Annotated in this window: 12 protein-coding genes; 7 read left to right on the forward strand and 5 right to left on the reverse strand. The window is 33.1% G+C overall.

All coding sequences use genetic code 11. The features are described from left to right. The 3 genes from ACHRVZ_RS03855 to ACHRVZ_RS03865 all read right to left on the reverse strand — a co-directional run bounded on the left by ACHRVZ_RS03855 (position 1) and on the right by ACHRVZ_RS03865 (position 3322). Positions 1-2238 (reverse strand): nitric-oxide reductase large subunit, encoded by a 2238-nt coding sequence (locus ACHRVZ_RS03855; RefSeq protein WP_395420860.1) that lies wholly within the window; start codon positions 2236-2238, stop codon positions 1-3. Positions 2239-2329: 91 nt separating this feature from the next. Continuing rightward, complete coding sequence (gene azu, locus ACHRVZ_RS03860; RefSeq protein WP_395420861.1) at positions 2330-2851, reverse strand: azurin; 522 nt, start codon at positions 2849-2851, stop codon at positions 2330-2332. Between the two features lie 21 nt (positions 2852-2872). Next, on the reverse strand, positions 2873-3322 hold the full coding sequence (locus ACHRVZ_RS03865) for an RrF2 family transcriptional regulator (protein WP_395420862.1): 450 nt from the start codon (positions 3320-3322) through the stop codon (positions 2873-2875). Positions 3323-3522: 200 nt separating this feature from the next. Here ACHRVZ_RS03865 and ACHRVZ_RS03870 point away from each other — a divergent pair, with 200 nt between their 5' ends. After that, positions 3523-4317 (forward strand): NYN domain-containing protein, encoded by a 795-nt coding sequence (locus ACHRVZ_RS03870; protein ID WP_395420863.1) that lies wholly within the window; start codon positions 3523-3525, stop codon positions 4315-4317. A gap of 34 nt (positions 4318-4351) precedes the next feature. Next, positions 4352-5863 carry an FMN-binding glutamate synthase family protein gene (locus ACHRVZ_RS03875; protein WP_395420864.1) on the forward strand — a complete coding sequence of 504 codons (1512 nt, stop codon included), beginning with the start codon at positions 4352-4354 and terminating at the stop codon, positions 5861-5863. Between the two features lie 79 nt (positions 5864-5942). Here ACHRVZ_RS03875 and ACHRVZ_RS03880 read toward each other — a convergent pair whose 3' ends face one another. Further along, positions 5943-6350: a hypothetical protein gene (locus ACHRVZ_RS03880; RefSeq protein WP_395420865.1), complete on the reverse strand. Its 408-nt coding sequence runs from the start codon at positions 6348-6350 to the stop codon at positions 5943-5945. A gap of 136 nt (positions 6351-6486) precedes the next feature. On the opposite strand from ACHRVZ_RS03880, the gene ACHRVZ_RS03885 reads away from it, so the two are divergent. After that, positions 6487-6873, forward strand: a complete 387-nt coding sequence (locus ACHRVZ_RS03885; RefSeq protein ID WP_395420866.1) for a DUF2809 domain-containing protein — start codon at positions 6487-6489, stop codon at positions 6871-6873. Here ACHRVZ_RS03885 and ACHRVZ_RS03890 read toward each other — a convergent pair. Beyond that, positions 6854-8632 (reverse strand): ABC transporter ATP-binding protein, encoded by a 1779-nt coding sequence (locus tag ACHRVZ_RS03890; RefSeq protein ID WP_395420867.1) that lies wholly within the window; start codon positions 8630-8632, stop codon positions 6854-6856. The two genes, ACHRVZ_RS03885 and ACHRVZ_RS03890, sit on opposite strands and share 20 nt — an antisense overlap. A gap of 83 nt (positions 8633-8715) precedes the next feature. Here ACHRVZ_RS03890 and ACHRVZ_RS03895 point away from each other — a divergent pair, with 83 nt between their 5' ends. From ACHRVZ_RS03895 to ACHRVZ_RS03910, 4 genes are all read left to right on the forward strand, one after another. Then, entirely contained in the window at positions 8716-9294 is a 579-nt protein-coding gene (locus ACHRVZ_RS03895; RefSeq protein WP_395420868.1) for a non-canonical purine NTP diphosphatase, read from the forward strand. 204 nt (positions 9295-9498) lie between these two features. Beyond that, entirely contained in the window at positions 9499-11424 is a 1926-nt protein-coding gene (locus ACHRVZ_RS03900) for a DEAD/DEAH box helicase (protein ID WP_395420869.1), read from the forward strand. 208 nt (positions 11425-11632) lie between these two features. Next, entirely contained in the window at positions 11633-12406 is a 774-nt protein-coding gene (locus ACHRVZ_RS03905; protein WP_395420870.1) for a carboxypeptidase-like regulatory domain-containing protein, read from the forward strand. Between the two features lie 204 nt (positions 12407-12610). Next, positions 12611-13924 carry a TIGR00341 family protein gene (locus ACHRVZ_RS03910; protein ID WP_395420871.1) on the forward strand — a complete coding sequence of 438 codons (1314 nt, stop codon included), beginning with the start codon at positions 12611-12613 and terminating at the stop codon, positions 13922-13924. Positions 13925-13988 lie beyond the last annotated feature (64 nt).

Below are 13988 nucleotides of genomic sequence, written 5' to 3' on the forward strand. Positions count from 1 at the left end.
TTAATTCTTATTTTTTTTAATAGTCAGTTCAAATACGAACCATGCCATTGTTACAATTCCAATTCCGAAAATTGAATCTCCTATAGCTCGCATCCATTTTAAAGTAATCATTGTTGGTTGTTGCATTAATTCAGATGAACGTGCGTACCACATTCCGTGATCGATACTTTCGATTGCCTGCCAAATTCCTATTGGAAGCAAACTCAAAACAGCCATTAAAAACAATCCAATATTGAGTGACCAAAAAGTGATTTTTAAAAGTTTCTCGTTCCAGGAAACATTTCGGTACAAGCTTCTCAAAACAAAAAGCATCAAACCTATTCCCAACATTCCATACACACCAAATAATGCTGTATGACCATGAAGCGGCGTAGTATTTAAACCTTGTACATAATAAAGTGCAATAGGCGGATTAATAATAAATCCGAAAACTCCTGCCCCAAGAAAATTCCAAAAAGCAACCGCGATCATAAAATAAATAGGCCATTTGTAGTCTATAATCCATTGTGTCGATTTTGATAATTTATAATTGTGATATGCCTCAAAACCAATTAAAGTAAGCGGTACAACTTCCAGAGCACTAAATGAAGCTCCTAATGCCATGATAGCAGTTGGCGTTCCGGAAAAATACAAATGATGAAAAGTTCCCAAAATACCTCCGGACATGAAAATAATTGTTGCAAACAATACGTTTAAAGTCGCTGTTTTAGTCTTTAATAATCCAAGTCTAACAAATAAAAACGCAATTACTACTGTTGCAAAAACTTCAAAGAAACCTTCTACCCAAAGATGAACAACCCACCATCTCCAATATTCAGCAATAGCAAGATTGGTTTGTCTTCCCCACATTAAACCGGCTCCATAAAACATCGCAATTGCTGTACAAGAAATTAAGAATAAAATGATTAGATTTTTTTCTTCTGTTTTTTTCTTTAAAACCGGAATTAAAGGACGAATCATTAAGGCCAGCCATAAAAATAATCCCACCAAAAGAAAAATCTGCCAGAAACGCCCCAAATCAACGTATTCGTAACCTTGATGTCCAAACCAGAAATTTTGCACTAAATTTAGTTTTTGCATTACTCCAAACCACTGCCCTGCCATTGAGCCTAAAACAATAATCAATAAAGCAATGAATAAAAAATTCACTCCAAAACACTGAAATTTAGGATCTTTACCTGAAACTGCAGGGGCGATATATAATCCTGTCGCAAGCCAGGCGGTTGCAATCCAGAAAATTGCCAATTGTGTGTGCCATGTTCGTGTAACCGCATAAGGCAAAATTTGATCTATTGGAATACCATATAATGCATTTCCTTCAACTCCGTAATGTGCTGTAATGATTCCTAACGCCATTTGCAAAATCATCAATAAACTTACCACCCAGAAATATTTCTTAATTAAATGCATTGATGGTGTCATGCCCTGATTAATAATCGGGTCTTTTGATGGAAAGGGAAAATCTTCGTCTTCTCCTGATTTTGCATGATAGAAAACTAATATTCCAATACTAAAAATCAATAAAATAATACTTACACCTGACCAGGCAAGAAGTTCTTTTGTTGCCCTGTTTCCTACCAATTCATCTGATGGCCAATTGTGCGTATAAGAAATATCTGAATTGGGACGTGCTGTAACTGTTGCCCATGTAGCCCAAAAAAAGAAGGCATTCATTTTGTGCATTCGGGACTCGTCTTTTATAGAGTTTTTAGGAATCGCATATTCTTCTCTTAACTTATCAAACTTAGGATCATTGGTAAAAAGTCCTTGATAATAAGTACTCAAATGTTTGATGGCAGCAACTCTGTTTTCAGATATTGTAATCGTTCCTGTTTTTTCGTCATAACGATTTGTTCGCACATCTTTCTGAAGTCGAACTTTAAGCAATTCCTGTTTTTCTTTATCTAAATCGCTAAACTTCTTACCAAAATCTTTAATTGCCAATTGATCTAAAATAAAAACAGCTTCTCTATGGAGCCAGTCAGCAGTCCAATCTGGTGCAACATAAGCACCGTGTCCCCAAATAGTGCCAACTTCCTGCCCTCCTATACTTTGCCAGATATTTTGTCCATCTTTAATTTCATCTTCAGAAAAAATAACTTTACCGCTTTCTGAAATTATTTGTTTAGGAATTGGTGGCGCTTGTTGATAAATCTCGTAGCCATAATAGCCTAAAACGGCAAACGAAAGGGTCATTACAAGTGAAAACGCAATCCATAATTTTTTTTCTCTTTTCATCTTTTTATAAATTTCAAATAAAAGATAATTTTATCTTTTATTAGTTTAATAAAAAACTCTAACCCAAAATCAGGATTAGAGTTTTTTTTACTTATTCAACAATTAAAACACCTTTCATCATAGCAACATGCCCAGGGAAAGTGCATAAAAAATTATATGTTCCTTTTTTATCGATAGTAAATTCGATAGTATCTTCTTCTCCTCCTCCAATTAATTTAGTATGAGCAACAATTGAAGATTTCTCTGAAGCCGGAATATAATCAGTTTCTTTAGCGGTAATTGCTTTCGCTGCAAAAGCGGCTTCGTCTGTACCTTCTTGCAAAATAACCAAATTGTGTCCCATTGCTTCTTTTGGTATTTTACCAACATGTTTTAAAGTTAAAGTAATTGGTTTTCCTGCAACTGCTTTTAATTCGTTTGTACTAAACTGCATTTGATCATTTCCTTCAATAACCAAAACATTACTAACAGCTGCTTCCTGTCCTTCAGACTCAGATGTTGTTTCATTTATTTCTGTCGACTGATCTGCCGGATTTGCTTCTTTTTTTCCACAAGAAGTTATTACTAAAAATCCCATTAGGGCTACGATCGAAATTTTGATTTTTTTGTTCATTTCTAAGTATTTAAATTAATATTATTCGCTCTTATTTAAAGCTTTAAGAAAAAAATCTCCTGATTTCACACCTAAAGCAAGTTGTTCCAGTGTTGTACTCTTTAACATTTCTAAAAGTAACTCCCGTATCTTTTTAAATTCATTATGAACGGGACAAGGATGTACCTCAGAACACTCTTTTAATCCAATGCCACAACCTTTATATATATTATCTCCATCAATAGCATCTACAATCTGAATGAGTTTTATAGATTTTATCGCATCATTTGAAACCTCAAATCCACCACCAACACCTTTTGTCGATTCTATAATTCCGTTTTTAGTCAAAATTTGCATGATTTTGGCCGTAAACGGTTCCGGAGAATCAATTTCTTTAGCAACATCTTTTATTCCAACTCTAATTCCTTTTGATGATTTAGTGGCAATAAATATTGAAGCTCTAATACCATACTCACACGCTTTTGAAAACATAGACTAATTTATTATTTCTATGCAAATATATTCAAATCTATATTAAAAGACAAATTTATCTTTAATTAGTTTTTATAAAAAAACTCTTATTTATAACCAAAATAATTTATACACTGCACAGCACTTATTCGGCGTCAAGTTCTAAATAAAACCAATTTTAGTTTTACCTTTGGAAGTACTAATTTTCTAACACCTAAATAATGGCCTTAAGCAACTCAAAAGATTTAAAATTAGCTGTTCTTATTGATGCCGATAATGTACCCTACAGCAATGTAAAAGGTATGATGGAAGAAATAACAAAGTTTGGGACACCAACCACAAAACGTATTTACGCAGACTGGACCAAACCTAATTCTAACGGATGGAAAGCCGTTTTACTTGAACATGCCATTACTCCCATTCAACAATATAGCTATACCGTAGGAAAAAATTCTTCAGATTCTGCATTGATTATTGACGCAATGGATTTATTGTACTCTGGAAAACTCGACGGTTTTTGTATTGTTTCAAGCGATAGTGACTTTACCCGGTTAGCAATTAGATTAAGAGAATCCGGAATGAAAGTAATTGGTATTGGAGAAAAGAAAACGCCAAACTCTTTTATTGTTGCCTGCGATCGATTTATTTACATTGAAGTTCTGGACGGAGCGATTCAGAAGAAAAAACCAAAAACTACTACTTCAACAACTACTGCTGCCGATACTAAAAAACCTGTTGAAAAACCAGCAGAGAAAGCATTACACAAAATAGACAAACAAACTATTGAACTTATTGAAGCTACAATAGAAGATATTGAAGATGATGATGGTTGGGCATTTTTAGGCGATGTTGGAAACTTAATTGTTAAAAAAAGACCGGAATTTGACCCTAGAAATTATGGATTTTCTAAACTTACACCCATGCTCAAATCATTGACAGATATACTCGAAATTGATGAAAGAGAGTCTGATAAAAAAGGCATCAAACATGTTTATGTTCGCCTGAGATTCAATTAATTATTAAACTATTACCCTTTAAATTTTTGAAAACATGAGAAAAAAATTCTTTATCTATGGATTCTTATTGTTTCTAATTGTTGCAACAATTTATTATTATTCTGATCGCGGTTTTTTACTTGTAATTATTATTCCAATATTATTAATTGTTGGTATTTATAATACGATTCAGGAAAAGCATGCGATTCTAAGAAACTTTCCTGTTTTAGGTTACTTCAGATATTTATTTGAAATGATTGCTCCAGAAATTCAGCAATATTTTATCGAAAGATCAACCGATGGAAAGCCTTTTTCAAGAAATCAACGTTCTTTAGTATATCAAAGAGCAAAAAATATTGACTCAAGTACGCCATTTGGAACACAACAAAACCTAAATCACGATAGTTACGAAGGAATAAAACATTCTATTTTTCCGGCAAAAGTTAACGAAGAATTACCTCGTATTCTTGTTGGCGGAAAAGATTGCAAACAACCTTACTTAGCTTCTTTGTTCAATGTTTCGGCAATGAGCTTTGGTTCGTTAAGTGAAAATGCCGTTCGTGCAATAAATATTGGTGCCAAAAAAGGAAATTTTTATCAAAATACCGGAGAAGGTGGTTTGACCGAATTTCATCTTGCCGGCGGTGGCGATATTACGTGGCAAATTGGTACAGGCTACTTTGGATGTCGTGATGCTGAAGGAAATTTCAGTCCGGAAAACTTCTCCGAAAAAGCGAATCTTCCAAATGTCAAAATGATCGAGATTAAGCTTTCGCAAGGTGCAAAACCAGGCCATGGAGGTGTACTTCCTGCCGCTAAAAACACGGAGCAAATTGCTAAAATAAGAGGCGTTAAACCTCATACTATGATACTCTCTCCTCCTGGTCATCATGCATTTTCAGACATTAAAGGACTTATACGTTTTATTGCTCAATTGCGTGAATTATCAAATGGAAAACCAATTGGTTTTAAACTTTGTATTGGAAATACAAAAGAATTTGAAGCGATTTGTCACGAAATGATTGCAGAAGATATCTATCCTGATTTTATAACTATTGATGGCGCTGAAGGAGGAACCGGAGCAGCTCCTCTAGAATTTGCAGATGGCGTTGGAATGCCTTTTGAACCTGCCTTAATATTTGTAAATAAAACTTTAATAGGACTAAATATTCGCGACAAAATACGAATCATTGGTAGTGGAAAAATTATCTCAGGTTATTCTATTTTGCATGCAATTGCTCTTGGAGCAGATATGTGCAATAGCGCACGAGGTTTTATGTTCTCTTTAGGATGTATTCAGGCATTACGCTGCCACAATAACGAATGTCCTACAGGAGTTGCAACTCAAAACAAAATGCTTATGAAAGGTTTGGTTGTCACCGATAAATCAGATCGTGTTTATCATTTTCATAAAAACACATTACATTCAGCCAATGAACTTTTAGCCGCAGCAGGCAAGAAAAACTTTGCCGATGTTGATATTAATATTTTTATGCGTGGTGATGAATTTGCGCATTTATCAGATCTTTATTTTCCTGATAATCTAACAAGTGTCACTAAACATTAAAACAAAAAAAAGGCTTTTTGAAATAATTCAAAAAGCCTTTTTTTACAATCTATATTTAAATTTACACGATAAATTCAAATTACTCCTTCATTAATTCAGACATTTCTTCTTTATTAATTATCTTTTTCTCTAAAACTGTATTATCATTAGCCAAAAAATAAGCATCAAATTGTACTCCTTCATCAATTAATTCTTTTAGATTTTGATCCTTATTTATCATTTCTTTCAACAACTTAGGAAATTTCTTTTGAGCTTCCTGTTTATTAGGTTCGTTTTGTTCTAAATCAGTTTCAAATCGCAATTCAATTTTATCGTCATTAATATATCCTCTGGCGGTGGTAAGCGTAACATTTTCACTTTTGAAATTTACAGCTGTTTTATTATACTCAGTAACATATTCCTGAAGTTTTTGTTTGGTATTTTTACAACTTACCAACATCAATACAAGAACAATTGCAAATAAAGTTTGGCTTAATTTCTTCATCATAATCTCTTAGTTTTTAATTTAATTAGTATTAGTAAAGTTATAGAGCCGATAAATTTATGAAATAAGTACAAGCAATCCGAAACTTTGTATTTTTGTTCGCTAAAAAAATGTAACACTTACAATCAAAATTTAAAGTTTGAAAAAATCAAGAATCTATTACTTCTTCGTATTTGTATTCATTATTTTTCTTGGAATACTTTCAAGGAAAATTCCACAAATTCCGTTATGGATTGGTGACTTTCTATATGCGGTAATGATTTATTTCCTGATCAGAATTTTCAATCCAAGTAAAAAAGCCCAATTAATATTTCTGATTTCCTTAATAACTTGTTATTGTATCGAGTTTTTACAGCTTTACCAAGGAAACTGGATGATCGAATTGAGAAATACTCTTTTTGGAAGATCTGTTTTAGGACAAGGCTTTTTGTGGAGTGACATTATAGCTTACACTTTTGGAATTGCCTTTGCTTTTAGTATTGAAAAAATTACTTTGAAATACACCACTAATCAAGTGTCTGCGTAATTTTATCAATATTTAAACTATTTGCCATCGCAGTAAATATCTCATAATATACAGATTTGTTATCATACAATTCATCATGCGTTCCTTGTTCGACACAATTCCCTTTTTCTAAAACTATGATGTGAGAAGCGTCAATAATTTGAGAAATACTATGCGAAATAATAATTACTGTTCTGTCTTTCTTAATTGCATCAAGTGATTTTTTTATTTGTTCGGTTGCAATTGCATCCAAGCTGGCTGTAGGTTCATCTAAAAAAATAATTGGCGGATTCTTCAAGAATAATCTCGCTATAGCAATTCGTTGTTGCTGCCCACCTGAAAGCAGGTGTGCGTCAGAATCATATCCTTTTGGCAATTGCATTACTTGTTCGTGAATATAAGCTTGTTTTGCGGCATCAATAATTTCAGATTCTGAGGCGTCAGGATCTCCGTAAAGAATATTCTCTGCAATAGTTCCTTTAAAAATGTGATTCTTTTGCAATACCAATCCAATGTTTTTACGCAGAAAGTCAGTATCATAATCATTTAAATCAACTCCATCCAAGTAAATATGTCCTGATGAAGGCAAATAAAACTTGTCTAATAAGTTTATAATTGTACTTTTTCCAGCACCGCTTAATCCTACCAATGCGCTCGTTTCATTTGGTCTAATTGTGAAATTTATGTCTGAAAGCGCTTTAGTTCCGTTTGGATAAGCAAAATCTACATTCTTCACTTCTATAAGTCCAACGATTTTTTCAGGAATATAACTGCCGCTTGTTTCTTTTTCCTTATCGGATTCTAAAATATCAAAAAAACCTTCAGAATAAATTAAAGCATCATTTACTTCATCATAAATACGATGCAACTGTCTAATGGGAGACGAAACATTATTAAACAACATGATATGAAACATAATTGCCCCAATAGTCATTGTATTATTCAACACAAAATATGCCGTAAGAATAATGATAATTACGACACCTATTTGTTCTATAAAGCCTTTTATGCTTTCAAAAATAAAGCTCGTTTTTCTGGTCGCTAACTGATTTTCGGTCATTTCGAACTGAATTTCTTTATGCCGATCAGCCTCCATTGGTTCCCTAACAAAAGATTTTATTACCGTTATCGATTCAATCAAACTAATGATTCCGTTATTCTTTGTTTCTCGATAATTACGCATTCTTCGTCTAAAGCCACTTAATTTAGTAGCTTGCAATTGACTTACATAAAAATAAATAGGAATAATACATAAACTCACTAAACCAACATAAAAGTTAGCGTAGAACATCAATATCAACGCGACAAAAGCATTTGCAAACAAAGGCAGGATATCTATAAAAAAGTTCTGAACTAATCTTGTCAAGCTGCTTATACCTAAATCGATTCTGGTTTGAAGTTTTCCGCTTTCATTTTCATTTGAAGTATAAAATTCCATTCTGTAGCTTAGAATTTTCTCGACTATCGTTTGAGAAATATCTCTGGTGATAAAGATCCTCAACTTCTCACCATAAAACTTTTGCCCAAATTGTACTACCGAATAAATCAATTCTTTGGAAAGTAAAACAATACTTATTATACCTAATAAATGAAATCCTTTTGACAATGGCTCATGTGCAACCATTAAATTACTAATAGTATCAACAGTATATTTTAATATCAAAGCATTTACCTGTGCTGCAAATGAACCTAAAAAAGTAAGCAATAATGTCGCAATTACCATTTTCCGATAAGGCTTAACAAAAGGCGTTATTTTTTTATACAATACAGATATCTCCATTTATTTTTTGTTTTTGGCAACATATCAAATATAAGAATTCTAAATTTGTGTTTCAAATTACTCTTACAACTAAACTTATTATTATGAAACTTGTTTTCGCATCAAACAATCTTAATAAAATCAAAGAAATTCAAAGTATCCTAAACGGATCGATCCAATTATTAAGTCTTGATGATATAGGCTGCCACGAAGAAATTCCTGAAACAGCTGATACTATTGAAGGAAATGCAATTTTGAAAGCTAATTACGTGACAGAAAAATTTGGTTACGATTGTTTTGCAGATGATACAGGTCTCGAGGTTATGGCCTTAAATGGTGAACCCGGAGTTTACTCAGCAAGATATGCCGGAGAACAACGCAATGCAGATGATAATATGAACAAACTTTTAGAGGCATTAAAAGACAAATCAGATCGCAGCGCTCAGTTCAAGACCGTTATTGCTCTAAACTTAAACGGCAAACAACACCTTTTTACCGGAATTGCAAAAGGAGAAATTACGCTAAATAAAACTGGAAATCATGGTTTTGGATACGATCCTATTTTTCAACCTGAAAATTACACGGAGACATTTGCCGAATTGCCTTTAGAAATAAAAAATAAAATTGGTCATCGCGGAAAAGCAACTCAGCAACTAATTGATTTTCTGAACACAACCAAATAATTGTTTAAAATACAACATTTTAGAGCGCTAAATTGATATTTCACGACGTTTTTTTTCTAAAAATTTTTCCATTTGTTGCTCAAATGATTTTATCATAAACATAACTTTTTGATAATCAAATCATAACAAATACATAATTCTTAAAATTGCATTAGTTTATATGAATAATTAACAGTAATTTTGCACCCTATTTTAAATACATATATGAATAAATTTGAACAATTAGGATTGAATGAATCGTTACTGAAGGCGATTTTAGATCTAGGATTTGAAAATCCGTCAGAGGTACAGGAGAAAGCGATTCCCCTATTATTGGAAAAAGACACAGATATGGTTGCGTTGGCTCAGACAGGGACAGGGAAAACGGCAGCTTTCGGTTTTCCGCTAATTCAAAAAATTGATGCTGACAATAGAAACACACAAGCATTAGTTTTATCGCCAACACGAGAACTTTGTTTACAGATTACCAACGAACTTAAAAACTACTCAAAATACGAAAAAGGTATTAATGTGGTAGCAGTTTACGGCGGGGCTAGTATTACAGAGCAAGCTAGAGAGATTAAAAGAGGAGCACAAATTATTGTGGCTACTCCGGGGAGAATGCAAGACATGATCAACAGAGGTTTAGTAAACATTAAAAATATAGATTACTGTATTCTTGATGAAGCTGATGAGATGTTGAACATGGGATTCTATGAAGACATCGTATCTATTTTATCAGATACTCCAGATCAAAAAAGTACATGGTTGTTCTCTGCAACTATGCCACAAGAGGTTGCCAGAATTGCAAAACAATTCATGAGCGAACCGGTTGAAATTACTGTTGGAGCTAAGAACTCAGGTTCTGCAACAGTTTCTCACGAATTTTACTTAGTAAATGCACGTGACCGTTACGAAGCTTTAAAACGTTTAGCCGATGCAAATCCAGATATTTTCTCTGTGGTTTTCTGTCGTACTAAAAGAGACACACAAGCTGTAGCTGAAAAATTAATTGAAGATGGATACAGCGCTGCTGCATTGCACGGAGATTTATCTCAGGCGCAACGTGATGGTGTAATGAAATCTTTCCGTGGAAGACAAATTCAGATGCTTGTTGCTACTGACGTTGCTGCACGTGGTATTGACGTTGATAATATTACTCACGTAGTAAATTACCAACTTCCTGACGAAATTGAAACATACAATCACCGTTCAGGACGTACTGGTAGAGCTGGAAAATTAGGAACTTCTATTGTAATTGTTACAAAAAGTGAGTTGCGTAAAATTTCTTCTATCGAAAGAATTATCAAACAAAAATTTGAAGAAAAAACTATTCCATCTGGAATTGAGATTTGCGAAATTCAATTATTGCACTTAGCAAACAAAATTAAAGATACTGAAGTTGATCACGAAATTGACAACTATTTACCAGCTATCAACAATGTTCTTGAAGGTTTATCTAAAGAAGAGTTGATTAAGAAAATGGTTTCAGTAGAATTTAACCGTTTTATTGCTTACTATAAAAAGAATAGAGATATTTCATCTCAAGCTGGTGAAAGACGTGAAAGAAGTGATTCTGAGCCAAGAGAATTCAATAATAATGGAGCAGTTCGTTATTTTGTAAACATCGGTTCAAGAGACAACTTCGATTGGATGACACTTAAAGATTACTTGAAAGAAACATTAGACTTAGGTCGTGATGACGTTTTCAAAGTAGATGTAAAAGAAGGTTTCTCTTTCTTTAACACAGATCCTGAGCACACTGAAAAAGTAATGGAAGTATTAAACAACGTACAATTAGAAGGACGTCGTATTAATGTTGAAATTTCTAAAAATGATGGTGGCGGAAGACGTGACCATAACGGACGTTCTGGTGGCGGAAGAAGTTCTGGCGGACCAAGAAGAGAAGGTTCTGGCGGAGGAAGTTTCGGACCAAGACGTGAAGGTTCTGGTGGTGGAGGTTTCAGAAGCGACAGAAACTCTGCTCCTAGAGAAGGTGGTTTCAGAAGCGACAGAAATTCATCTGCTCCTAAAAGAGAAGGTGGTTTTAGAAGCTCAGCTCCAAGAAGCGAAGGTAGTTCTGATAGAGCACCAAGACGTTCTGAAAGCTTTGGTGATTCACCAAGACCAAGAAGACCAAGAAGAGACTAATAAGTCAATATCTTAAAATACAAAATCCCAAATTCCAGACATAATTGGAATTTGGGATTTTTTTATACCAATAATCTTCCTCCTTACCGCTTTTTAGTTAAATACTAAAAGCAACACTTCTATCCTTTGTTAATTTTCTTATAATTATATTCGAAGACTGCGAAATATTTAATCCCTATTTACTACTTTTAGTGCTTTAAATCAGGATATGAAATATTTCGCAGTTTTCTTTTTTACATTACTATCAGCCGTAACTTTTGCACAAGACGTTGAGTCTACTGTACCACAAAGAGTTTCAGGTTATGTTATTAACGATAATACGAAGCAACCTCTTGCAAACGTAAATATCATCAACACGAACAAAGTACGTGGTGCAAAATCTGATGCAAAAGGATATTTTGAGATCGATGTTCAACCAAATGATACCATTCACTTCTCTATTTTAGGTTTTCAATCCCTAAGAGTTAGAGTAACAAATGACTGGATAAAAAACAAAGTAACAAGAATTCAACTTACTGAAAAGGCAATCGCGCTTGAAGAAGTTATTATTGCTCCTTTTAATCTAACCGGATATCTCGAAGTTGACTCAAAATTAATTCCTACCAAAGAAAACTATCGCTACAGTATTTCCGGCCTTACACAAGGCTACGAAGCTGGTGAATATTCTCCAAATGCTTTTGGAAAAGTATTAGGTTCTATTTTTAATCCTGCAGATGTCCTCTATGGTTTCTTTGGCAAGAACGGAAAAGAACTCAAGAAGCTTAAAGAAATGCGAAAGGATGATACAGTGAGAAATTTATTAGAATCAAAATACGATCGTGAAACTATTTCGGTACTTTTAGGAATCAGTAAAGATGAAATTCCAGATATTTTACAACGCTGTAATTACTCAGATTCATTTATCCAAACTGCAAATGACTTGCAGATTATGGATGCCATTAGCGGATGTTACGAACAATATAAAGTACTTAAAAGGAATTAAAAAATTACTTTCAGATAAAAATTCAAAATCCTCAATTTCAAAAATTGAGGATTTTTTTATTTACCTGCCTGCGACTGAAGTTTTTACAACAACTATCATAAATACTTTTTCAAAAAAATAAGTATTTTCATCTTTTTTCAAGTAAATTAGACATCCTTACTTCGATCGAAACTTAATATTTCGAACATAATTCCAGTAAAAAGCATGAAAGATATTACTCAAAAAGTTTTAAGTTTTATTGATCTTCATAAAGGTGAAGAAAACAAAAAATCGGTAATCGAAAACATAACGAGTGCTGTATCATTTAGAGGTTCCAATATTTGGATTTTAGCTTGTGCTATTATTATAGCATCTGTAGGTCTAAACGTAAACTCAACTGCGGTAATTATTGGAGCAATGTTAATTTCTCCTTTAATGGGACCAATTGTAGGGGCAGGATTTGGTTTAGGAATGTACGATTTTGAACTTTTAAAAAAATCGGCTAAAAATCTGCTGATTGCAACATTGGTTAGCTTAGCCACTTCGGCAATATACTTTTATATAAGCCCTTTTAAAGAAGCGCAATCTGAATTATTAGCCAGAACATCTCCTAACATTTATGATATTTTAATTGCCTTTTTTGGAGGCTTGGTTGGAGTCATTGCTGTAACACGAGTTGAAAAAGGAAACCCAATTCCAGGTGTCGCCATTGCGACTGCTTTGATGCCACCACTTTGCACCGCCGGTTATGGTTTGGCATTAGGTAATTATATTTATTTTTTTGGTGCTTTATATCTCTACACAATCAATTGTGTGTTTATTTGTATTGCAACTTTTGTAATCGTGAAATATTTAAATTATCCTATTACTCAGCAATTGGATTTTAAACATCAAAAAAGAGTCAAATATATTGTTACGATCCTAATTTTACTTTTAATTGTACCAAGTATTTATTTTGCTTATCAATTGTACATTCAAAAAAGTTATAATTCTAAAACCGAAGTTTTTATCCAAAAAGAATTCCTAGATAAAGATTACCCCATTATTTATAAGAAAATAAGATACAATACTAATCCAAAAAGAATTGAATTGGCCTTTTTAGCTAAAAAATTTGATGACAACGAAATCATTGATCTCAATAAAAAACTGATCACTTACGATTTACCAAATACAAAATTAATCATCAGACAGGATACGGTTAATTTAAGAAAGGATATAATGAATCAGGTTAATAATAACCAGAGCCTAATAGACCAAAAAGATATTATAATCAATAATCTCCGAAATCAATTAGCACAATTTCAATTCAACAACAATCAAATTAGCAATGAAGCTAAGATACTTTTCCCTGCTATCACTTCGCTAAAAATTGGAAATTATAGCATTGAAAACGAAGCCAATAAATCTAAAATAATTCCTGTAATTCTTTTTGAAAGCAAGAAAAGAATAGATTTAGAAACCAAACACAAAATGAAAATGTGGCTAAAAGAAAGGCTCGAAAAAGATTCGATTGAAGTCTATCAACAAAATGACAAATAAAAACACACTTGTTTTAATCGACTAACCAAATTAGTGATTACATTTACTTGTAAATTAATTATTT

The sequence above is a fragment of the Flavobacterium sp. FlaQc-57 genome, assembly GCF_044007395.1.
Classification (GTDB): domain Bacteria; phylum Bacteroidota; class Bacteroidia; order Flavobacteriales; family Flavobacteriaceae; genus Flavobacterium.